This window comes from Azospirillum sp. A23, assembly GCF_042938965.1.
Classification (GTDB): Bacteria; Pseudomonadota; Alphaproteobacteria; order Azospirillales; family Azospirillaceae; genus Azospirillum; species Azospirillum melinis.
Window position 1 is genome coordinate 1,372,504 of the sequence record NZ_CP170666.1, and the last position, 20,758, is coordinate 1,393,261.

At 70.2% G+C, this 20,758-nt stretch carries 15 protein-coding genes and 1 tRNA gene; 12 read left to right on the forward strand and 4 right to left on the reverse strand.

All coding sequences use genetic code 11. The features are described from left to right. The first annotated feature begins 84 nt into the window (after positions 1–84). Positions 85–2,274, forward strand: a complete 2,190-nt coding sequence (gene malQ, locus ABNQ40_RS15095) for a 4-alpha-glucanotransferase (RefSeq protein ID WP_391347081.1) — start codon at positions 85–87, stop codon at positions 2,272–2,274. Positions 2,275–2,430: 156 nt separating this feature from the next. Then, positions 2,431–2,504: transfer RNA gene (locus ABNQ40_RS15100), tRNA-Gln, on the forward strand. A 502-nt stretch (positions 2,505–3,006) separates the two neighbouring features. Here the strand turns inward: ABNQ40_RS15100 and ABNQ40_RS15105 are convergent. Further along, positions 3,007–4,020: a LysR substrate-binding domain-containing protein gene (locus ABNQ40_RS15105; protein ID WP_391347084.1), complete on the reverse strand. Its 1,014-nt coding sequence runs from the start codon at positions 4,018–4,020 to the stop codon at positions 3,007–3,009. Positions 4,021–4,174: 154 nt separating this feature from the next. Here ABNQ40_RS15105 and ABNQ40_RS15110 point away from each other — a divergent pair, with 154 nt between their 5' ends. From ABNQ40_RS15110 to ABNQ40_RS15150, 9 genes are all read left to right on the forward strand, one after another. Then, a complete protein-coding gene (locus ABNQ40_RS15110; RefSeq protein WP_391347086.1) occupies positions 4,175–5,701 on the forward strand; it encodes a sugar ABC transporter ATP-binding protein in 1,527 nt (508 codons plus the stop codon). Beyond that, a complete protein-coding gene (locus tag ABNQ40_RS15115; protein WP_391347089.1) occupies positions 5,698–6,702 on the forward strand; it encodes an ABC transporter permease in 1,005 nt (334 codons plus the stop codon). Before ABNQ40_RS15110 ends, ABNQ40_RS15115 begins: the two co-directional genes overlap by 4 nt. Next, on the forward strand, positions 6,699–7,706 hold the full coding sequence (locus ABNQ40_RS15120; RefSeq protein WP_391347090.1) for an ABC transporter permease: 1,008 nt from the start codon (positions 6,699–6,701) through the stop codon (positions 7,704–7,706). Before ABNQ40_RS15115 ends, ABNQ40_RS15120 begins: the two co-directional genes overlap by 4 nt. Continuing rightward, a complete protein-coding gene (locus tag ABNQ40_RS15125) occupies positions 7,703–8,665 on the forward strand; it encodes a substrate-binding domain-containing protein (RefSeq protein WP_109048912.1) in 963 nt (320 codons plus the stop codon). Before ABNQ40_RS15120 ends, ABNQ40_RS15125 begins: the two co-directional genes overlap by 4 nt. A 28-nt stretch (positions 8,666–8,693) precedes the next feature. Next, a complete protein-coding gene (locus ABNQ40_RS15130; RefSeq protein WP_109048913.1) occupies positions 8,694–9,587 on the forward strand; it encodes a polysaccharide deacetylase family protein in 894 nt (297 codons plus the stop codon). A 65-nt stretch (positions 9,588–9,652) separates the two neighbouring features. Continuing rightward, positions 9,653–10,510 (forward strand): aspartate dehydrogenase, encoded by an 858-nt coding sequence (locus ABNQ40_RS15135; RefSeq protein WP_109048914.1) that lies wholly within the window; start codon positions 9,653–9,655, stop codon positions 10,508–10,510. A 44-nt stretch (positions 10,511–10,554) separates the two neighbouring features. Then, on the forward strand, positions 10,555–11,355 hold the full coding sequence (locus ABNQ40_RS15140) for an SDR family oxidoreductase (protein WP_109048915.1): 801 nt from the start codon (positions 10,555–10,557) through the stop codon (positions 11,353–11,355). A gap of 20 nt (positions 11,356–11,375) precedes the next feature. Further along, positions 11,376–12,074 (forward strand): RraA family protein, encoded by a 699-nt coding sequence (locus ABNQ40_RS15145; RefSeq protein ID WP_109048916.1) that lies wholly within the window; start codon positions 11,376–11,378, stop codon positions 12,072–12,074. Between the two features lie 110 nt (positions 12,075–12,184). Continuing rightward, on the forward strand, positions 12,185–13,492 hold the full coding sequence (locus ABNQ40_RS15150) for an amidase (protein WP_109048917.1): 1,308 nt from the start codon (positions 12,185–12,187) through the stop codon (positions 13,490–13,492). 28 nt (positions 13,493–13,520) lie between these two features. On the opposite strand, the gene ABNQ40_RS15155 is transcribed toward ABNQ40_RS15150, so the two are convergent. Together ABNQ40_RS15155 and ABNQ40_RS15160 are read right to left on the reverse strand one after the other, a co-directional pair. Then, positions 13,521–13,979, reverse strand: a complete 459-nt coding sequence (locus ABNQ40_RS15155; RefSeq protein WP_391347095.1) for a RidA family protein — start codon at positions 13,977–13,979, stop codon at positions 13,521–13,523. Positions 13,980–14,151: 172 nt separating this feature from the next. After that, positions 14,152–15,318 carry a glycosyltransferase family 4 protein gene (locus tag ABNQ40_RS15160; protein ID WP_391347096.1) on the reverse strand — a complete coding sequence of 389 codons (1,167 nt, stop codon included), beginning with the start codon at positions 15,316–15,318 and terminating at the stop codon, positions 14,152–14,154. A 128-nt stretch (positions 15,319–15,446) separates the two neighbouring features. Here ABNQ40_RS15160 and ABNQ40_RS15165 point away from each other — a divergent pair, with 128 nt between their 5' ends. After that, positions 15,447–19,328, forward strand: a complete 3,882-nt coding sequence (locus tag ABNQ40_RS15165) for a tetratricopeptide repeat protein (protein ID WP_391347099.1) — start codon at positions 15,447–15,449, stop codon at positions 19,326–19,328. Here the strand turns inward: ABNQ40_RS15165 and ABNQ40_RS15170 are convergent. Further along, positions 19,309–20,682 (reverse strand): tetratricopeptide repeat protein, encoded by a 1,374-nt coding sequence (locus tag ABNQ40_RS15170; RefSeq protein ID WP_391347101.1) that lies wholly within the window; start codon positions 20,680–20,682, stop codon positions 19,309–19,311. The genes ABNQ40_RS15165 and ABNQ40_RS15170 overlap by 20 nt on opposite strands. Positions 20,683–20,758: the final 76 nt, after the last annotated feature.

The following is a 20,758-nucleotide window of genomic DNA, read 5'->3' on the forward strand; positions in this document are numbered from 1 at the left end:
CCGCCGTGCGGCATTGACGCCGGCAGTCGCCGCCCCAATCCCTAAGCCCCACCCTTCCTTCCGTACAACCCGCGGGGACCCTGCATGAGTGATCTCGACCGGCTGGCCGATCTGCTTGGACTTGAACCCCACTATCACGACATCTGGGGCAACCGGCGGGAGACGTCCGCCGCCACCAAGCGGGCGCTGATCGCCGCCATGGGGTTGCAGGCCGCCACGGACGAGGAGGTCGCCGACAGCCTGCGTACGGTCGAACGCCGGTCCTGGAGCCGTCCGCTGCCGCCGGTCCTGATCAGCGGGGAAGGGCAGGGGATCGGTCTGGAGGTCGCCCTGCCGGCCGGGCTGGACGAGGCCGCGCTGGTGTGGGAGCTGACGCCGGAGGGGGGAACCGCCCTGGGCGGCCGTGTCGCGGTCCATGACCTGCCCGTCACCGCCCGCACCGCCCTGGACGGTACGGCCTATGAGCGCCGTGCGCTGGGCGCCCTGCTGCCGGTGTCCCTGCCCATCGGCTATCACCGGCTGGATCTGCATGTCGAGGCTGCCGGCGGGGCGGGGCCGTCGGGCTCCACCACCCTGATCGTGGCGCCCGAGCGCTGCGTGACGGTGGAGGAGATGGTGCCGGCCGGCCGCAGCTGGGGCATCGGCTTGCAGGTCTATTCGCTGCGGTCGGAGCATGACTGGGGCATCGGCGATTTCGCCGACCTCGCCAGCTTCGCCGAAGTCGCCGGGCGGCTGGGCGCCGGGCTGGTCGGGCTGAGCCCGCTGCACGCCCTGTTCCCGTCGGACCCCAACCACATCGGCCCCTATTCGCCGTCCAGCCGCCAGTTCCTCAACATCCTTTACATCGACCCGGCCGCCGTTCCCGAATTCGCCGGCGCCGACGATCTGCAGGCCCGGATCGCGGACCCCGCCTTCCAGACGGCGCTGGCGTCGGCCCGGCAGGCGGAACTGGTCGACTACCCCGCCGTCGCTGCGCTGAAGCTGCCGCTGCTGGAGGCTCTGCACGCCCGCTTCCACAGCCTTCCCGACGACCACCCGCGCAAGGTTGCCTATGCCGCCTTCCGGCAGGACATGGGGGCGGCGCTCGACCGCCATGCCCTGTTCGATGCCCTGCACGAGCATTTCTTCCGCCAGGATTCCGCACAGTGGATGTGGCGGAGCTGGCCGGCCGCCTTCCAGGACCCGCAGAGCGCCGAGGTGGCGGATTTCGCTGCAACGCATGCCGACCGCGTCGATTTCTTCGCCTGGGCGCAGTTCGAAGCCGACCGCCAGCTGGGGGAGGCTGCGGCACGCGGGCGGTCCGCCGGCCTCGCCATGGGCTTCTACCGCGACCTTGCCGTTGCCGCCCACCCCGGCGGCGGCTCCGCCTGGGCCGATCCGGCGATGCTGGTGCAGGGCGCCAATGTCGGAGCTCCGCCCGACCAGTTCAACATGAACGGCCAGAACTGGGGCTTGGCGCCTTTGTCGCCGCTGGGCCTGCGCGAGTCCGCCTATCGCCCCTTCATCGAGCTTCTGCGCGCCAACATGCGCCATGCCGCAGCACTGCGCATCGACCATGTGATGGCATTGCAGCACCTGTTCTGGATTCCGGAGGACGGCAGCCCCGGTGCCTATGTCGCCTATCCCTTCCACGACCTGCTGCGCATCGTGGCGCTGGAGAGCCGGCGCAACCGATGCGTCGTGATCGGCGAGGATTTGGGCACCGTACCGGACGGCTTCCGCCCGGCCCTGGAGCAGGCCGGCATCCTCAGCTACCGCGTGCTCTATTTCGAGCGCACCGCCGATGGTGGCTTCAAGTCCCCCGCTGAATATCCGGCCGGTTCGATGGCGACGGTCAGCACCCATGATCTGGCACCCTTCAAGGGCTTCTGGACCGGTCGGGACCTCGATTGGCGCAAACGGTTGGGCCTTTATCCCGACGACGCCAGTCGCGACAAGGACCGCTGGGACCGCGGCGTCGACCGCTGGCGACTGTTGCAGGCCCTGTCGCGGGAGGGGCTGCGCCCGGACAGCTATCCCACGGAGGACGGCGACCAGCCTTTCCGTGTCGAGTTGTCTGCCGCCGTCCACGCCTATCTGTCGCGCACGCCATCCCGCATCGTGATGGTTCAGATCGAAGATGCGCTGGCCGACGACGAGCAACCCAACCTTCCCGGCACGGTGGACCAGCACCCCAACTGGCGCCGCCGTCTTCCCCGCAAGCTGGAGGAACTGGAGGCTGACGAAGACCTTCGCCATATCGTCGCCCCGATGACCGGCATCGTTCCGCGATGACGACAACCGCCGCCGGCCTGGGGAAAACCGGGCCGGCGGCGGCGGTTGGAAAAAAATGCATCCGGAGCGAAAAAAGCTCTTCACAGCCCGGCACATGGTCGCTATAAACCCGCCCACACCACGGGGCACGGCGAACGAGCCGCCCCGGTGACGGTCTGGGGGATCGTCTAGCGGTAGGACAGCGGACTCTGACTCCGCCAGCCTAGGTTCGAATCCTAGTCCCCCAACCAACCTTTCTCAGCAAAATCAACACGTTAGGCCCGCCGCACGGTGGGCCTTTTGCATTTGAGCGTGTCGCAACATTATCCCATTGATCTGCAGCGATTTCCAACCGCTACGAGGCGTTTCGGCGCAGCACGGATGCAACACGGTCAGGGTGGTGTCGTTCTCCGCCTGTTCTGGACATTCCGTCCTTCATGACGGCCCGCCCAAGAGCCGAGCCTGAAGCTGTGCCATCGCCTCTCGGTCGTCGTCCGGGGAGGGGAACATGTGACCGTAGATGTCGTAGGTCACGGTGATGTTGGAGTGATACCGGCGAGCGGAGGCACGCCGCCGCGACAAGGAGGCCATGCGTTCGGGCGCGGTTACGCGCGGCGAGCTGCAATTCGTGAACGGCGGTTACGAGCTCTTTCGGGCCTCGATCCTCGTGCGCCAGCCGCCAAAAAAGGGGGCCCGTCCCAACGGCTGGCATCGACGTCGTGGATCGCTCCGTCAGGACGTGCGGTTGCAGCGCTAAAGATCGGAAAGCTGGGAAGGAATAGTGCTGACGCTCGGATCGACCGAGGACGTCAACCCATCGCGCGCCTTGCGGGCTTCCGCGAGGATCCAGCCGCGGAAAGCCTGCGTCCGGGGATCGTCCAGCCGGCTTTCGTGGATCAGCAGGTAATATTCGCCGGCGCTGCGCACCTCGGATGGCAGCGGCATCGCCAGTTCGGCGCGGCGGTCGTACTGCGCCAGCAGGATGTCGGGCACGATGGCGATCCCGCGGCCCTGGCGGGCGGCGTCCAGCGACATGAAGAAATGGCCGAATTCCAGCTCGCCGCCGGTTCCGGCCACGGCTTGTCCACCGGTCGCCCTCAGCCAGTCAGGCCAGGCGTGCCGGCGGCTGGAGGTGTGGATCAGCGGCAGGCACACCACCGGCCGCCCGTCCTCCAGCACCGCCTGGCCCGCAAGCTCCGGCGCGCAGGCCGGGCGGAGGATGTCGGGGAACAGCTCGTCGGCCTGCACGCCGTCCCAACTCGTCACCATGTCCAGGTCGATGCGCGGCTGTCCGCGCTCATAACGGCGGCCGGGAATGCGGCCGACCCGGATCGCGATGTCGGCCTCGTGCGCCAGCAGGTTCGACGGCTCGATCGACGAGATGATCCGCACCTCGATGCCGGGGTTGGCCTGCGTGAACAGATGCAGGCGCGGCATCAGCCACAGCGACGCGATGGTCGGCAGGATTGAGATGGTCAGCGTGCGCATCGTCCGCGACCGGCCGATCCGCTGCGCCGCCCGCTCCAGTTCGCTCAAGGTGTCTCGGACGGTGCGGGCGAAGTCCTCCCCCTCCGGCGTCAGTTCGATGCGCCGGGTCATGCGGCGGAACAGCTGGCAGTCCAGCGCTAGTTCCAGATCGCGCACCTGCCGGCTGATCGCGCCCTGGGTCAGGTGAAGCTCGTCGGCCGCCAGCGTGAAGGAGAGGTGCCGCGCGGCGGCGTCGAACCCGCGCAGGGTGTTGAGCGGCGGCAGCGGTCGTTTCGGCATCGGCATGGCCTCCCATGGATGAGCCTAGGTCATGCATAGGGGCCGAACAAGTCGTTTGTGAGGTCCGGTGTCCTCCGGCACGCTTCCTGTCACTGAACCGTCAGAGTTCAAAAGAAACAGGGCAAGCGCGAGGGTTATCGTGACACGAACAGCCATGACACGACAGACAAGGGGCGATCCCGGTAAGATTTGGACGCTCGAAGTCAGCGGCATTGCCAAGAATTACGGGGCGACCTGTGCGCTCCGCAACGCTTCGTTGCGGCTGCGGCCGGGAAAGGTCCATGCGCTTCTTGGCGAGAACGGTGCCGGCAAGAGCACGCTGGTGAAGATCGTTGTCGGCGCGATCCAGCCCGACCGTGGGCGGATTGCGCTGAACGGCGTTCCGACCCGTTTCGCCGGGGTGCGGCAGGCGATTGCCGCCGGGGTGATCCCGATCTACCAGCATCTCAGCCTGTTCCCCCATCTGTCGGTGCTGGAGAACCTGTCGGCCTTCGCCATCGCAGGCGCGGCGGGTCTGCGCGCCCGGCCGGCCCTGGTGCCGCGCGCCACGGCGCGGGCCTGGCTGGACGCGGTCGGCCTCGGCTGCGACCTGGATCTGCCGGTCGAGCGGCTGTCGGTCGGCGAACGCCAGCTGGTGGAGATCGCCCGCGGGCTGGGGCAGCGCTGCACGCTGCTGGTGCTGGACGAGCCGACCGCCGCCCTGACCCATGACGAGACCGACCGGCTGTTCGGCGTGGTCCGCCGCCTGTGCGCGGAGGGCACCGCCGTTCTCTTCATCAGCCACAAGTTCGATGAGATCGAGGCGCTGGCCGACGACGTCACCGTCCTGCGCGACGGGGTCGCGGTGATCGACGCCGAGCCGCTGGCCTCGCTGAGCCGCGCCGAGCTGGTCCGCGCCATGCTGGGCGACATGGTGGAGTCCGGCGACCGCGCGTTGCCGCAGCCGGGCGGCCCGGTGCTGACCGCGACCGGATTGCGGCTGGGGCCGGCGGACGCAGCCGCCGACATCACCGTGCGGGCGGGCGAGATCGTCGGGCTGGCCGGGCTGGTCGGTTCGGGCGCCCTGGAGCTGGCGGCGGCGCTGGCGGGGGCCCGGCCGGTCGCCGCCGGCACGCTCGCAGTGCGGGGGGAGGCACTGCCGCCGGGCGACCGCGCGCGGGCCGTCGCCGCCGGGGTCGGCTATGTCCCGGCCGACCGCCACGCCGAGGGGCTGTTCGGCCCGCTGGCGGCGCTCCAGAACGCCTCCTCCTCGACCGTTGCGCTGTTCTCGCGCGGCGGGCTGCTGCGGCCGGGCGGGGAAGCGGCGGCGCTGATGCCCTGGCTGCGCCGGCTGAACCTGCACCCCTTCCAGCCGGAGCGGCCGGCCGCCGGATTCAGCGGCGGCAACCAGCAGAAGCTGCTGCTGTCGCGCAATCTGGCGGTGCCGGACCTGCGGGTCCTGGTGGTGCTGGAGCCGACGCGCGGCGTCGACATCGCCGCACGGGAAACCATCCACGACGCGCTGGTCGAAGCCGCCGGCCGGGGCGTCGCCATCGTCGTCGCCTCCAGCGACCTCGACGAGGTCATGGCCCTGTCGCACCGCATCCTGGTCGTGCGGCACGGCAGCCTCGACGGCGAGCTGCCGCGCGGCACCGGCCGCACCGCCCTGATGGACCGGCTGGCCGGACGGAGGGCGGCATGATGGCCCTGACCGGCGCCTGGCCGCGCCGCTTCTCCGGCCGTCTCAACCCGCCCGCCGCCGTCTGGGTCGTCCTGCTGCTGTTCTGCGTCTTCGCCCTGGCGGTGCCGCGCTTCGCCAGCGCCGGCAATCTGGAGAATCTGCTGCGGGTCGGTTCCATCCTCGGCATCGCCGCCTGCGGCCAGACCATCGTGCTGATTCTCGGCGGGATCGAGTTCTCCTTCGGCGCGTCGGCGGCGCTGGCCAGCGTGGTGACGGTGCTGGCCCTGCCGTCCGCCGGGGTGGCGGGCGGCTTCGCGGCCGGTGTTACGGCGGTGCTGCTGGTCGGTCTCGTCAACGGCACGCTGGTCGCGCGCTTTTCCCTGCCGCCCTTCCTCGTCACGCTCGGCATGCTGATGGTGGCCGGCGGCGGGGCGGCGGTTCTGGCCGGCGGCCTGCCGATCGACGCGCCGCCGAGCGACGCCTTCTCCTGGCCGGCGCGCGGCCGGGTCGCCGGCATCCCGGTGCCGATCCTGGCGGCGGCGGCAAGCTTCGTCCTGCTGCACCTCCTGCTCGCCCACACCCGCGCCGGCCGGCTCTGGTACCTCGTCGGCGCCAACGGCACAGCGGCGCGGCTGTCCGGCATCACGGTGTGGCGGTCGGTGCTGGCGGGCTATCTGCTGGCCGGTGCCTTCTGCGCGCTTGCCGCCGTCATCCTGACCAGCCGGGTCGCCTCCGGCCAGCCCGGCCTTGCGCCCAACCTGCCGTTCGAGACCATCGCGGCCTGCGCCGTCGGCGGCATCCCGCTTGCCGGCGGGCAGGGGAGGGCGGTGCAGACCCTGTGCGGCGTGCTGGTCATCGCCATGCTGAACAACGCGGTGGTGCTGCTGAACCTGCCCGTCGCCTATCAGCAGCTGATGATCGCCGCCGTGATCCTCGGCGCGGTGATGCTCCAGCAGGCGCCCCGGCTGCTCCTGCTGCTGCCGGTCCGGCCCGCCCGCCAGCCGGAGGAGGACCGGTCATGAGCGCCCGTTTCCTGCGCCGCTCCGCCGATGGCCTGCGCGCCGCCGGCTCCGTCCTTCCCATTCCCTTCCGGGTCGCGCCGCTTTGCCTGATCCTGGCGGTCGCGGTGTTCGCGGCCACCGCGCCGCGCTTCCTCAGCCTGGGCAACGCCGCCAACATCGGGGCGCAGGTCTGGGTTCTCGCCCTGCTCGCCATCGGCCAGATGTTCGTGCTGGCGACCCGGGGCTTCGACATCTCGGTCGGCGCCGTCGCCGCCCTGTCCAGCGTCTGCGCGGCGATGGCCTGCAATGCCTGGGGCCTGCCCGGACTGGCCGCCGGGGCCCTGGCGGGTCTGTTCTGCGGGCTGGTCAACGGTGCGCTGGTCGGCACGCTCGGCCTCCAGCCGGTGGTCGCCACGTTGGGCAGCCTGATCGCGGTGCGCGGCCTGTCGCTGCTGATCACCGGCGATGGGCAGGTGGTGCCGCTCGACGCGGCCGGCGCGGTGACCCGCCTCGGCTTCGAGCCGATGCCGATCCTGCCCCCTGCCAGCTGGGCGGCGCTGGTCCTGGCGGTCGGGGCGGCCCTGCTGGTCGGCCGCAGCCTCGCCGGCCGGCGCATCCTGATGGCCGGATCGAACCCCGAGGCGGTGGCGCTGGTCGGCGTCGACACCCGGCGCGTCCAGCTCTGGGCCTATGGCCTGTGCGGTCTGTTCGCCGGCCTCGCCGGGGTGCTGATGACGGTCCGCGCCGGCTCCGGCCTGCCGACCGAAGGGGCGGGGATGGAGCTTCAGGCCATCGCCGCCGCGGTCATCGGCGGGACCGCGCTCAGTGGCGGCATCGCCAGCGTGGCCGCCGTCGTGATCGGGGCAGCCTTCATCCAGGTGCTGCTGACCGGCCTCAACCTCCAGGGCGTCTCGCCCTTCGTCGCCCAGATCGCCGTGGGGGTGGTCATCATCGCCTCCGGCCTTCTCGAAACGCTTCTGCGCTCTCTGCCGTCCTTCCACTCCCAATCAAGGACACGGACATGACCCGCTCCCCGATCCGCTTCGCCGGAAGCCTCGCCGCCCTCCTTCTGCTCTCCACCGCGCCGGCCCTGGCGCAGGACAAGGCCATCGGCTTCGCCATCCCCAACCTCGCCTCATCCTTCTGGATCTCCGCCGTCTACGGGGCGGAGCAGGAGGCCAAGGCCGCCGGCGTCACGCTGGTCAAGCTGAACGCCGGCGGCGACGCCAACAGCAGCCAGCAGATCGCCCAGATCCAGGATCTGGCCCAGCGCGGCGTCGTCGCCATCATCGTCGGCGCGACCAACGGCGACGCGGTGCGGGCGGTGGTGGAGCAGGCGGTCGGCCGCGGCATCCCGGTGGTCGGCATCTCCTCGCCGCCCAACAGCGACCGGCTCAGCGCGACGGTCAGCGCCGACCATTACGACATGGGCCGTCTCCAGGCCCGCTGTCTGGCCCAGGCCATCGGCGGCAAGGGCGAGGTGGCGATGATGGCGGGACCGACCGGGCAGGCCTGGTCCGACCTGCGGGCCAAGGGCTTCCGCGAGACGCTGGCGAAGGAGGCGCCGGGGGTGACGGTCGTCGCCGAGTCCCGGCTGGCCGACAACCGCAACGCCGCCCTGACCACGGCGGAGGACTGGACCCAGCGTTTCCCCGAGCTGAAGGGCGTCTATGCTGCCACCGACGACATGGCGGCCGGCGTGGTCGCCGCGATGAAGGCCGCCGGCCGCATGCCGGCGGTGCGGGTCTCCGCCTCCAACTTCAGCCCGACGGCGCAGCAACTGCTGAAGGACCGCGAGCTGGCCTGCACCTCCATCCAGCAGGTGGTGGCGCAGGGCCGCGCCGCCTTCACCCAGGCGCTGGCCGCCGCCGCGAAGAAGCCGGTCGAGGCCAAGGTCGTGTTGCCGGCGCTGCTCGTCACCTCGGACACGCTGGGCGAGGTCGATCTAAGCTCGGTCGTCGCCCCGGCCGACTACCGGCCCTGAATACATCGAACCGAAGGCAGGATCCGCGATGCTCCCCTCCCACAACCGCTTTCCCTACTCCGCGATCACCGACCGTCCCGACTTCTCCTGGCCGGGCGGCAAGCGGCTGGCCGTCTATGTGGCGCTCTGCGTCGAGCATTTCCCTTACGGCAGCGGCCTCGGGCTGCCCTATTCGCCGGGGCTGAGCCATCCCAACAGCTACAATTGGGCGTGGCGGGAATATGGCAACCGGGTCGGCGGCTGGCGGCTGATCGACCTGTTCGACGCCCACCGCCTGCCGCTGACGGTGCTGCTCAACACCGAATGCTACGAGCATTGCCCGGAACTGGTCGCGGCCCTGCGGCAGCGCGGCGACGAGATCGTCGCCCATGGCCGCACCAACGGCGAACACCAGAACGGCATGGGCCTGGAGGAGGAGCGCCGCCTGATCGCCGAGGCGACAGAGGCCATCCGCCGCCACGAGGGCAAGCCTCCCGCCGGCTGGATGAGCCCCGGCGCGCACCCCAGCGCCAACACCGAGGATCTGCTGGCGGAGGCCGGCTACCGTTACACGATGGACTGGCCGATGGACGACCAGCCGGTGTGGATGCGGACCACCGGCGGGCCGCTGCTGAGCGTGCCCTATCCGCACGAGGTGAACGACGTGCCGATGATTGTGCTGCATGACGGCACGGCACCGGCCTTCGCCGACATGGCCATCGACAATTTCGACGAGATGCTGCGCCAGTCGAAGGACCAGCCGCTCGCCTACGGCATCACCATCCACAGCTTCATCGTCGGCCAGCCCTTCCGCATCAAGCAGTTCCGCCGGGTGCTGGAGCATCTCGACGCCCACCGCGACGAGGTCTGGTTCGCCACCGCCGGTCAGATCGCCGACCACTTCGCTGGGCTGATGCCGCCGCCGGCCGCCACTACCCCCTGAACCGGTCCCTGACCCGTTCCTGACGCCGGCCCCCTCGGGCCGGCTCCCATCCGAAAGGTTCCATCATGACTGAGACGCCCCTTGGGCTGTCCCAAACCCCGGCGCACGCCCGCGCTCTGCCCCCGCTGCGGGTCGCCGTCGCCGGCCTCGGCGCCGTCGGGCTGAAGATCGTCGAGGCGCTCGACGAGGGGCTCGACGGCTGCGTGCTGACCGCCGTCTCGGCCCGCGACAGGGCGGCGGCGATGGACCGCCTGTCCACTCTGACACGCCCGGTGCCGGTGGTGGACATCGCCGAGTTGGAGCCGCTCGCCGACCTCGTCGTCGAATGCGCCCCCGCCGCGCTGCTTCCGGCCATCGTCGAGCCGTTCCTCCACGCCGGCAAGACGGCGGTGGTGCTCAGCTCCGGCGCCCTGCTGGCCAACGAGGGGCTGGTCGCCACCGCCCGCGCCCATGGCGGGCAGATCGTCGTGCCGACCGGGGCGCTGCTCGGGCTCGACGCGGTGACGGCGGCGGCGGAGGGGGAAATCCGCGCCGTGCGCATGGTGACGCGCAAGCCGGTGCGCGGTCTGGTCGGCGCCCCCTATCTGGTCGAGAACGGCATCGCCATCGAGGACATCACCGGCCCGCTGCGCATCTTCCACGGCACCCCGCGCGAGGCGGCGGTTGGCTTCCCTGCCAACCTGAACGTCGCGGTGGCGCTGTCGCTGGCCGGCATCGGCCCCGACCGCACGACGCTGGAGATCTGGGCCGATCCGGCGCTGGAGCGCAACACCCACCGCATCGAGGTCGAGGCGGATTCGGCGACCTTCACCATGGCGATCGAAAACATCCCGACCGACAACCCGAAGACCGGCCGCATCACCGCCCTGTCGGTGCTGGCCTATCTGCGCAAGCTGCGCGCGCCGCTGCGCGTCGGGTCCTGAACGCCGCTTTCAGCAAGAAACGAAAAACAGAAGGGGGATTCGTCATGGATCTCGGACTTTCCGGCCGCACCGCACTGGTGCTGGGCGCCGGGGGCGGGCTCGGCCGCGCCATCGCCCTGGGGCTGGCGCGCGAAGGCGCCAACCTCGTCATCGCCGACCGCGACGCGCCGTTTCTGGCCGCCACCAGCGCCGTCCTCGCCGACATTGGCAGCGCCGAAACCGCCGTGCCCTGCCTCCCCATCGTCTGGGACCTGGGCGACGCGGCCGCCACCGACCGCAACGTCGCCCTGGCCGAGGAACGGTTCGGCGCAATCGACATCCTGGTCAACAACACCGGCGGCCCGCCGCCGTCGCCGGCCAGCGGCGTCGATCCGAAGGTCTGGTCGGCGCAGTTCGAGGCGATGGTGCTGTCGGTCATCCGCATCACCGACCGGGTGCTGCCCGGCATGCGGAAGCGGCGCTGGGGCCGGATCGTCACCAGCGCCTCGTCGGGCGTCGTCGCGCCGATTCCCAACCTCGCCCTGTCCAACGCGCTGCGCCTGTCCCTGGTCGGCTGGTCAAAGTCGCTGGCCCGCGAGGTGGCGGCCGACGGCGTGACCGTCAACGTCGTCCTGCCCGGCCGCATCGCCACCGACCGCATCCGCTTCCTGGACGAGAGCAAGGCGGCACGCGAAGGGCGGCCGGTCGCCGAAATTGTCGCCGAGAGCACCGCCGCCATCCCGATGGCCCGCTACGGCGAGCCCTGCGAGTACGCCGACGCCGTCGCCTTCCTGGCCAGCGAGCGAGCCGCCTACGTCACCGGCTCCACCCTGCGGGTGGACGGCGGCTACATCCCCAGCATCTGACAGTCCGAAGGATCCCCAGCATGAACAGCAGCACCGACACGGTCCTCACCGCCGCGCAGCGCGAGGACATCCGCACCCGCTTCCTGGCCGTCGACACCTCCAACGTCGCCGACGTGCTCGACGTGATGGGCTGGCCCGACCAGGGGCTGGCGGCGGAATTCATGCCCTATCCCGCCACCGCCGGGCGGCTCGCCGGCTGGGCCTACACCATCCGCGGCCAGATGACGCCCTATCCGCTGGGCGGCGACGCCGACAAGATGGCGGCGTGCCAGGGGCTGTCGTCCGGCGAGGTGTCGGTGTGGAGCGGCGACGGCGACGGCATCTGCTATTTCGGCGAGTTGATCGCCATCGGCATGAAGGAGCGCGGCAGCACCGGCGCGCTGGTCGACGGCGGTATCCGCGACGTGCGCTGGCTCGGCCATCACGGCTTCCCGGTCTACGCCCGCTACCGCACGCCGGTGCAGTCTATCGGCCGCTGGAAGGTCAACGCCTGGCAGGTTCCGGTCTTCCTGCGCGGGGCCACGGTCGAGCGGGTGCGGATCGAGCCGGGCGACTTCATCCTGGCCGACGAGGACGGCGCGCTCGCCATCCCGGCGGCCATCGTTCCGAAGGTGCTGGCGGAATCGGAGGCGCTGACCGCGACCGAGATCCGCATCCGCGAGGAGCTGTCGAACGGCCTGACCCTGGCGCAGGCGCTGGAGCGCTACGGCCACGTCTGACACCGGCCGGACGGCTCCGTTTCCGCCTGCCGGAGACGGGGCCGTTCCGGGATTTCCGCAGCTGCCGTTGCCGCCGCCATGCGCGGCACCATGGTTGAAAGGGCCCCAGCATGACCGCCGCGTCTCCCCGCAACCCCGCCCAGGCTGTCGCGGCCGCCCTGGCTGCGGCCCGCGCCAGCGGGCTCAACGCCTTCATCGAGCTGTTCCCCGACGCGGAGGAGCGGGCGCGGGCCCTGCCGGCGGTTTCTGCGGACGGTCCGCGACCGGCGCCCTGGGGTCTGCCCTTCGCGTACAAGGACGTGTTCGTCACCGCCGGGCGGCAGCCGACGGTGGGGGTCGGGCACGGCTACCGCTGGGGTGGGGCGCGGACCAGCGTGGCGCTCGACCGTCTGGCGGCGGCCGGAGCCATCGCCATCGGGGCGCTGAACCTCGACCCGCACTGCTACGCCGCCACCGGGCTGAATCCCTATTTCGGGCGGGTGCTGAACCCGGTGGATGCGCGGTTCGCCGTCGGCGGATCGTCGAGCGGCTCGGCGGCGGCGGTCGCGGCCGGCATCGTGCCCTTCGCGCTCGGCACCGACACCGGTGGGTCGGTGCGCATCCCGGCCGCTTTGTGCGGCGTCCTCGGCTTCAAGCCGACGGCCGGAGCCGTCGGCGATCCCGGCATCGCGCCGCTGTCGCCTACGCAGGACGAGATCGGCCTCATCGCCCGCGATCCCGCCCTGCTGCGCGCGGTGTTCGCCGCGCTGCGCGATCCGGCGTCCAGGGAGCAACACGATAGCCGTCTGCGTATCGGCCCTCTGCGTGTCGGCTTGCCGGCGGAATGGCTCCAGACCGGGGTGGAGCCGGAGGTCGCCGCGGTCATCCAGTCCGTCCTTCGCCGGATGGCTGCGGACGGGGCGCTGGCGGTCGAGGTCGCCCTGCCGCCGCTCGATGCGCTGAACGCCTGCGCCGGGACCATCACTTCGTTCGAGGCGTCGGCCTTGCACCGGACGGCGCTGGCCGAGCGCCCGGACTGGTATCCGGCGGCGGTGGGCCGGCGTCTGGTCGCGGCGGCCGAGGTGGGGCGCGATGCCTGCGAGCAGGCGTTGCGCGACCGGGAGGCCTATCGGGCGGCGGTGATCGAGGGTGCTTTCGCTGCGGCGGACGTCCTGCTCTGTCCGGTGATCGGCGGGCCGGCCCCGCGTCTGGATGGGGTCGACGACGACGACGTGACCATTGCCGGCGCCACCACCCTGGCCTTCCTGCGCTTCAATCGCCCTTTCAGCCTGCTTGGCCTGCCGGCGCTGGCGCTGCCGGCTGGGCGCGACGGCAACGGGATGCCGGTGGGGGTCCAGATCGTCGGACGGCCGGGCGCGGACGATCTGGTTCTGGCCATCGCCGACCGGTTCGGCGGGGCGTCGGACCGTCCCGCCTGACCGTCCCGCCCGACCGTCGCGACGACGGTCACCCCGCCTTGGCGGCCATCGCCTCGATCTCCACCAGCCAGCCCGGCTCCACCAGCCCAGCCACCTGCACACGGGTGCGCACCGGAATGTTCGGGGTTTCGGCGGTGCCGAACACCTCGGCGTAGGCGCGGGAAAAGCCCTGGAAATCGGCCCGTCCGCCCATCCGCGCGTCGCCGACGAGGAAGGCCTGAACCTTGATCACGTCGTTCAGGCCATAGCCGCGCCGCTCCAGCGTGGCTTTCAGCTGCGTCAGGATGTTGCGGGTCTGCATCTCCGTGTCGCCATAGGCTTCGGCTCGTTCGCTCGGAACGGAGCCGTCGATGACCGGCGGCGTCAGCCCGCTCAGCATCAGGAATTCGGTACCATCGACCGGCACCCGCACCGATTCCAGAAACTGGGTCCGGTAGGGCGAGGACTCATTCAGCGGGTAGCGTTCAATTCCGTTTGCCAAGGCCATTCCTCCAAGTGTCGATGCTGAAAACCCTGGGCCAAACCTCCGCATCCGGTCAGTTCCCGACAAACGATTTATCCGGCCTCCATGCATGAGAAGGACTCATGCATCCTGATTCCAGTGGCGGGCCGCCGCAGCATGGTGCGTTTCCACAAGTCTGGTAACGCCCCACGACGGCTCAGCCGGCAGCTTGAATGAAAGAGTTGGCAAAGTTGCGCCAGGTCCGCTCACGGTACATGAAGGTTCGGCCCGCCTCGGCGCGAATCCGTGCGGCCGCGCTGTCGGTATAGATGCTTTCCAGCTGTTCGATCATCTCGTCCACAGCGGATTCGCCCCAGCCGCGGCGTGCGCCGGTGGGGTCGACGACTGGAGTCTGGTTGCGGAGAGCCAGGCAATTGTCCTCACGGATCAGGTCGAGATGCCCGGTGTTGGCCGACAGGATCACCGGCACACCGCAGGCCATCGCCTCCATGGCGACAAGGTTGGTGGCGCCCTCGCAGCGGTTGGGGAAAACGGCGGCGTGACAATCGGCCATGATCGCCGCGATCCGATGCCTTGGGAGGAAGCCCATGTCGACGAAGCCCTCCGGAGGCACGCCATGCGCCATCGCCCATTCCACGATCCGCAGCTTGCCGTTCTCGCCGATCATCGGGGGTACGGGCGTCAACGGGGATTCGGCGATTGTTTTGGAGGTATGCGGCCAGTGATTGTGCCACGCGGTGACCAGCAGCGCTTCGGGGTGGCGCTGGTGGAAATGGCGGAAGGCGGCCAACACGATGTCCTGGCCCTTGCGGAACTCCAGCTTGCCCCCAGAGAAGATGACGAAGCGGTCACCGAACCGGCCGGTGGGAGGCAGCGCAGGACACTCACCCGGATCGATGCCCTGGAAAGCGCAGCCGACCTCCGGGAGCCCTTGCTCCAGAAGCAAATCCCGGTTGTAGGTCGAATGCACCACGAGTTTGTCGTAGCGGCGCGCCCGCTCCAGCGTGGCGGCGTCGAACCGGTTGTCCTCGAAGGCGATCACGCCGACATTGCGGCTGCCGCGGAAGCGCGCGGATGTCGGCCCCTCGGTGAAACCGTTGGCCAGCGCATGCAGCAGCGTCCAGCCTTCGATGACCACCACCCTGTCCCGGACCTGACCGGCGATGGCGCCGATGCGCTCATACCCGGCAAGCAGGGCCGTCACTCTTTCCCTGTTCTCCGGCCGCAGGGTGGCCAGCAGCGGCTGTTCCAGCAACAGCGGCGGGCGGCCCTGGTCCAAAAGGCAAAGCGCCGTATGCACGCCGACCAGACCCCAGCCGTGAATTTCCGAAAGCTGCCAAGTCAAGGCAATGTTCTGTTCCACGCACAGCCTTTCGACGCACGGTGCAAATGCAGGTTGACCTTCCCGGTGGGGGCTGGTGCTATGCAGCAGGAAGTGCCGGCATCCGGCCGGCCCGCTATTTAGCGCCGGCCCATCTCGACCTTCAAGGCATGACCGTCAAGATCGCATTCATAGACCCGACGGGAGGCGATTACACTCCCGAGACGCCGCGTCATCGGCCGCTCGGCGGGTCGCAATCGGCACTCTGCTACCTGACCGAGGCGCTGGCCGCCGCCGGCCATGCGGTTGCGGTGGTCAACGGCACGCGCGCGGCCGTAACCGTGCGCGGGGTGCGCTGCCTGCCCATCGCTTCGATCCGCCTCGAGGATCTGTGCGACTTTCACGTCGTGGTGTTCCTGAACGGGTGCGACCGGGAGTTTCTGCTGCGTCTGCGCGCCAAACTGGGCGACGGGCGCAAACTGATCCTTTGGACGCAGCACGCTATCGACCAGCCGGCCGTGGCCAATCTGGCCGCCGCCGACCTGCGCGACTGCCTGGACGGCATCGCCTTCGTCAGCCGATGGCAGATGGACGGGTATCTGAACGCCTTCCCTTTCGATCCGACCAACTGCCGGGTGATGCGCAACGGGATCGCGCCGGCCTTCGCCAACCTGTTCGGGCCGGACGAGGACATCCTGGCGGCGAAGCCCTGGCCGCCGATTCTGACCTACACCAGCACGCCGTTCCGTGGGCTCGACGTGTTGCTCGACAGCTTCCCGCTGATCCGGGCGGCGATTCCGGGAACCCGGCTGCGCGTGTGTTCGAGCCTGGAGGCCTATCAGGTCTCCGCCGGGCAGGACCCCTTCACCGCCCTGTACCAGCGCTGTCGCGAGACCGAGGGGGTGGAGTATCTCGGCGGCCTCGGCCAGGTGGAATTGGCGGGAGCGATGCGGGAGGCGACCTGCCTGGCCTATCTCAACCGCTTCGCCGAGACCTCCTGCATCGCCGTGCTGGAGGCGCTGGCAGCCGGCTGCCTCGTGGTGTCGAGCCAATTGGGCGCCCTGCCGGAAAGCGGTGCCGGATTCGCGCGCCTCATACCGGTGCCGGAAGATCCGCAGGAGCACGCGCGGCGCTATGCCGAGGCGGCGGTGGCCGCCCTGCGGGACCTGCGGGACGATCCCACCGGCGTCGGCCGGCGGCTCCGTGCCCAGGTCGAACACGCGAACGCCGGGACGATCTGGGAGGTGCGGGCGCGGGGCTGGATGGACTGGTTCAAGGAATTGCTGGCACCGGTCTACCCGGCACCGGTCTCCCCGGCGCCGGCTTCCCTGCCGCCCGTTTCGACAGGGGGCGCCACGGCGGTCACCGCCAGGATCGTCTCTGCCCAACAGCAACTCATGGAGGCTTTGGGCGCCCATCTGAACTCGGGAGGCGACCAGCGGTTGGCCGACCCGGTCTGGCGTGCGGAGGCGTGCCGGATGATCGAGCTGGTGGAGCGTTCGCTGCACCTCGATCACAACGATGAGGAGGCGCGCACCGGCATCTGGTCGGCTCTGCGGGGCTATGACGCCTGGTTGGCCTACCGGACGGTGCTGCCCGAATTGCCGCCACCGTCTCCGCCGCCGCCCAGCGGGCGACGGGTCTTCGACTGCTTCCAGTTCTACAACGAACTGGATCTGCTGGAGGTCCGGCTGGCGGAACTCTACCCGGTGGTGGAGCGCTTCGTCCTGGTCGAGGCGACCTATACCCATGCTGGCGCGGCCAAGCCGCTGTATTACGCCGACAACCGGGCGCGCTTCGCAGCCTATGCGGACAAGATCGTCCACATCGTCGTCGCCGAGGATCCGGGCGGCTTTGCCTGGAACCGCGAGGCATACCAGAGGGATGCGATCCTCCGCGGCCTGGGGGACTGCCGGCCCAGCGACATGATCCTCATTTCCGACGCCGACGAGATCCTGCGCGCGCCGGTCGTCGAGCGGCTGCGTCGGGAGATGGACGAGGGCGCAGTCGGTGGAGCAGGCACGGGCGCCACGTTTTTCGCCCCGCACCTCGACATCTTCCTCTATTTCCTCGACCTCAAGGCATCGGACCCGTGGATTTCGGTGGCGGCCGCCCCCTGGGAGCTGATCCGCCGCATCGGTGCGAACCGCGCCCGCTATCTGGCCAAGCAGGGGATCGGGCGGATCATCCCGGATGCCGGGTGGCATTTCACCTGGATGGGGGGTGCCGGTCGTTTCCGCGCAAAGCTGGAGGCTTTCGCCCATCGTGAGATGATGGCCGGCTTCGACCGCGATCCGCAGGCCAACCAAGCCCGGCTCGACCGTTTCTACGCCACCGGCCGCTTCGACGACGGCGTCTTGCCCGGCATTTGGACGGGCCTTCGCCGCGTGCCCATCGACGGGCGCTATCCGGCGCGCATCCGGGAAACGCTCGCCCGCTTCCGCCATCTCGGCTGGATCGCCCCGCAGGCGGAACCGGCGCCGGAGACCCTGATCGAGAACGGCCGGGCACGGGAGAGGGAGGGGGACGGCACGGCGGCCGAGGCGCTCTGGCGCCGGGCCGCAGCCCTCGATCCAACCCACATCGAAGCCTTCCACGCGCTTGCCGAGCGGCTGCTCGCCCGCAACGCGACAGCCGAGGCGCTCCAACCCCTGCGCTGCTGCACCCGGTTGGACCCCGAGGGGAGCTTCCACCTTTTCAAGCTCGCCCGCAGCCTGCTGCTGCTTCGCCGGTACGAGGCGGGAGCGGCGGTCCTGATGGACCTTGTCCGCCGCGAGCCTGAGGAGTATCGCGCCTACGGCAACCTCGCGGTCGCGTTGAGAAATCTCGGCCTCCACGAACGGGCGGTGGCGGTCGGCCGCCGCGCGCTGGCGCTGATGCCGGCCGATGCCGGCCTGCTGAACAATCTGGGCCTCGCCCTGTCGATGCGGCTCGGAGGGGACGAGGCGGCGTTCGGCGCCCTGTCGCGTGCGATGGTCCTGGAGCCGGACCATGCCGAGACGCTGATGAACCGCGCCCTGGTCCTGCGCAGCCTGCACCGGTTGGACGACGCGGAGGCCGCGTGCCGCCGCCTCGTCGCGCAGCGGCCCGAGGACCCCGGAGCCCACACGCTCCTGGCAACCTGTCTGCTGATGCGGGGCGATCTGGCGCCGGGGTTCCGCGCCTATGAGTGGCGCACCCGGCTGGCCGGTGGCCAGGTGGAGGCGCGCGGCCTGCCGACGCCGCCATGGGACGGCGGCGCTCTCGACGGGCAACGTATCCTTCTGCACGACGAGCAGGGGCTCGGCGACGCGATACAGTTCGCGCGCTACGCGCCGCTGCTTGCGCGGCGCGGCGCCCATGTGATCGTGCAGTGCCGGGACGCGCTGGTACGGCTCCTCGCCACGTTGCCGGGCGTGGCGACGGTGGTCGGGCATTCCGCGCCGACACCGCAGCATGATGGTCACGCGGCCCTGATGAGCCTGCCGCATCTCCTTGGCACGACCCTCGCCACGGTCCCGGCGGAGGTGCCTTACCTTGCCGCCGAACCCGCCCTCGTCGGGATGTGGCGCGACCGGCTGGGGCCGGCGCTGGCGGGACTGCGCGTCGGGCTGGTCTGGGCCGGGAACGCGGACCTTCCCGACGATGCGAAGCGCTCGCCGGGTTTGAAGCCTCTGCTGCCGCTCCTCGACCTTCCCGGCATCGCCTTCGTCTCCCTTCAGAAGGGCGGCGGCCGGGCGGATCTGGAGCAGCTGGGCGGCCGGCTTCCCGCGGGCTTCCACGATGTCGGCGACGGGTTGGACGACCTCGCCGATACCGCGGCCGTGGTGGCGCAACTCGATCTGGTCATCTCCGTGGACAGTGCGGTCGCCCATCTTGCCGGGGCTCTGGGGCGGCCGGTCTGGACCATCGTGCGCGCGGAATCCGAGTGGCGATGGATGCTGGAGCGGACCGACAGTCCCTGGTATCCGACCATGCGGCTGTTCCGGCAGGCGCGCGCGGGTGACTGGAGCGACGTCGTGGCCGCGCTGCGCACCGCGCTGCAGCGGGCTGTCAGGGAACCCTGGCGGTGAAGGCGCCCTGCGCGGTGCGCCGCCCGACCTCGTCGTGAAGAGCCGCGCGGACGCTTGCAAAGACGGGCGCCCAGTCCAGTTCCGGACCCTGGCGGAACAGACGCATCGACGGATACCAGGGCGTGCGCTCGCCAGTGAAGCCATAGATCCAGTAAGGAACGTATTGCACGAGGTTCCAGATGGGGGTGCCGAGCGAGCCGGCCAGATGCGCCACGGCGCTGTCCGTCATGATGACCAGATCCAGCTGCTCGATCATCGCTGCAGTGTCGGCGAAATCCTCCAGATGCGGGCCGAGCGGCACCACCAGCCGGCCCGCCAAGCCGAGCGCGTCCAGCTCGGCCTCCTGAGGTCCCTTCTGAAGGCTGTAGAGCCGGACACCCGGAATTTCGGCGAGGCCCAGAAACGGCGTCAACTTCGTGGCGCGCCACGCATTGTCGGCGAAGCTGGACCGGCCCGCCCAGACGATGCCGACGCGCAGCGTTCCCGGTTCCCGTTCCCCCAGCAGCCGCGCCGCTTTCTCCCGGGCGTCCGCCGGGATGGTGAGCGCCGCCGGAGGCGGCACGGAGGCGAGCGTCGTGCCGAACAGCATCGGCAGGGTCATTTGCGACACCTCGACATCGCAGTCCGGCGCGGGCGCTCCCCACGGCCTCCACTCGTCAGGGTCGAGGCCGGACAACACCCGCCGCAATTCCGGATGGCATTCGTAGATCGGCCGACCGCCGGCCTGCCTGACCATCGGCAGATAGCGGGCCACCAGCAGGGAATCGCCGAAGCCCTGCTCGGCTGTCACGAAGACGCGGCGTCCGTCCAAGGGCTGCCCGTTCCATGACGGCGCCGAAGGGGCGCGCGCGAGATAGGAGGGAATCTGCTTTCGCGCCTCGTAATCGTCGAAGCCGTGCACATAGTCGCCGATCTGCAGCCGCGTCAGCGCCCGTTCCCACCGCAGCAGCGCTGTCGGTCCGCCGTTTTCGGTGACCGCGCGGTCTATTGCAGCCAGGGCTTCGGCATACCGCCCCGCCTTGCGCAGCGCGACCGCGCGGTTGAACAGAACCGTCCGGTCGCGAGGGGTGCGCCGGACGGCCTCCTCCTGCGCCGCGACCCCTTCGGCAAGGCGTCCGGCTTCGGTCAGTGCATTGCCGAGGTTGCTCCAGATGCCGCCCTTCCCGGGCGCGTGTTCCAGGCCGCGGCGGTGGCAGGCGATGGCCTCCGCCAGTTTTCCGGCGCGGCGCAGGGACATGCCCAGGATGCTCCACGCCTCCGCATTGGAAGGATCGGCGTCGAGCGCCGCCTCCGCGGCCTTGCGAAGGCGGTCATCGTCATCGAGCGCCCTATCGGCGTCATCCGTTTCGATCATGGCTTGAAGGCCGAGGGGGGCGGCGTTAAATTCATGTGCGATGCAACCATTGGGGCGGTTAACCCTGCATCATAGC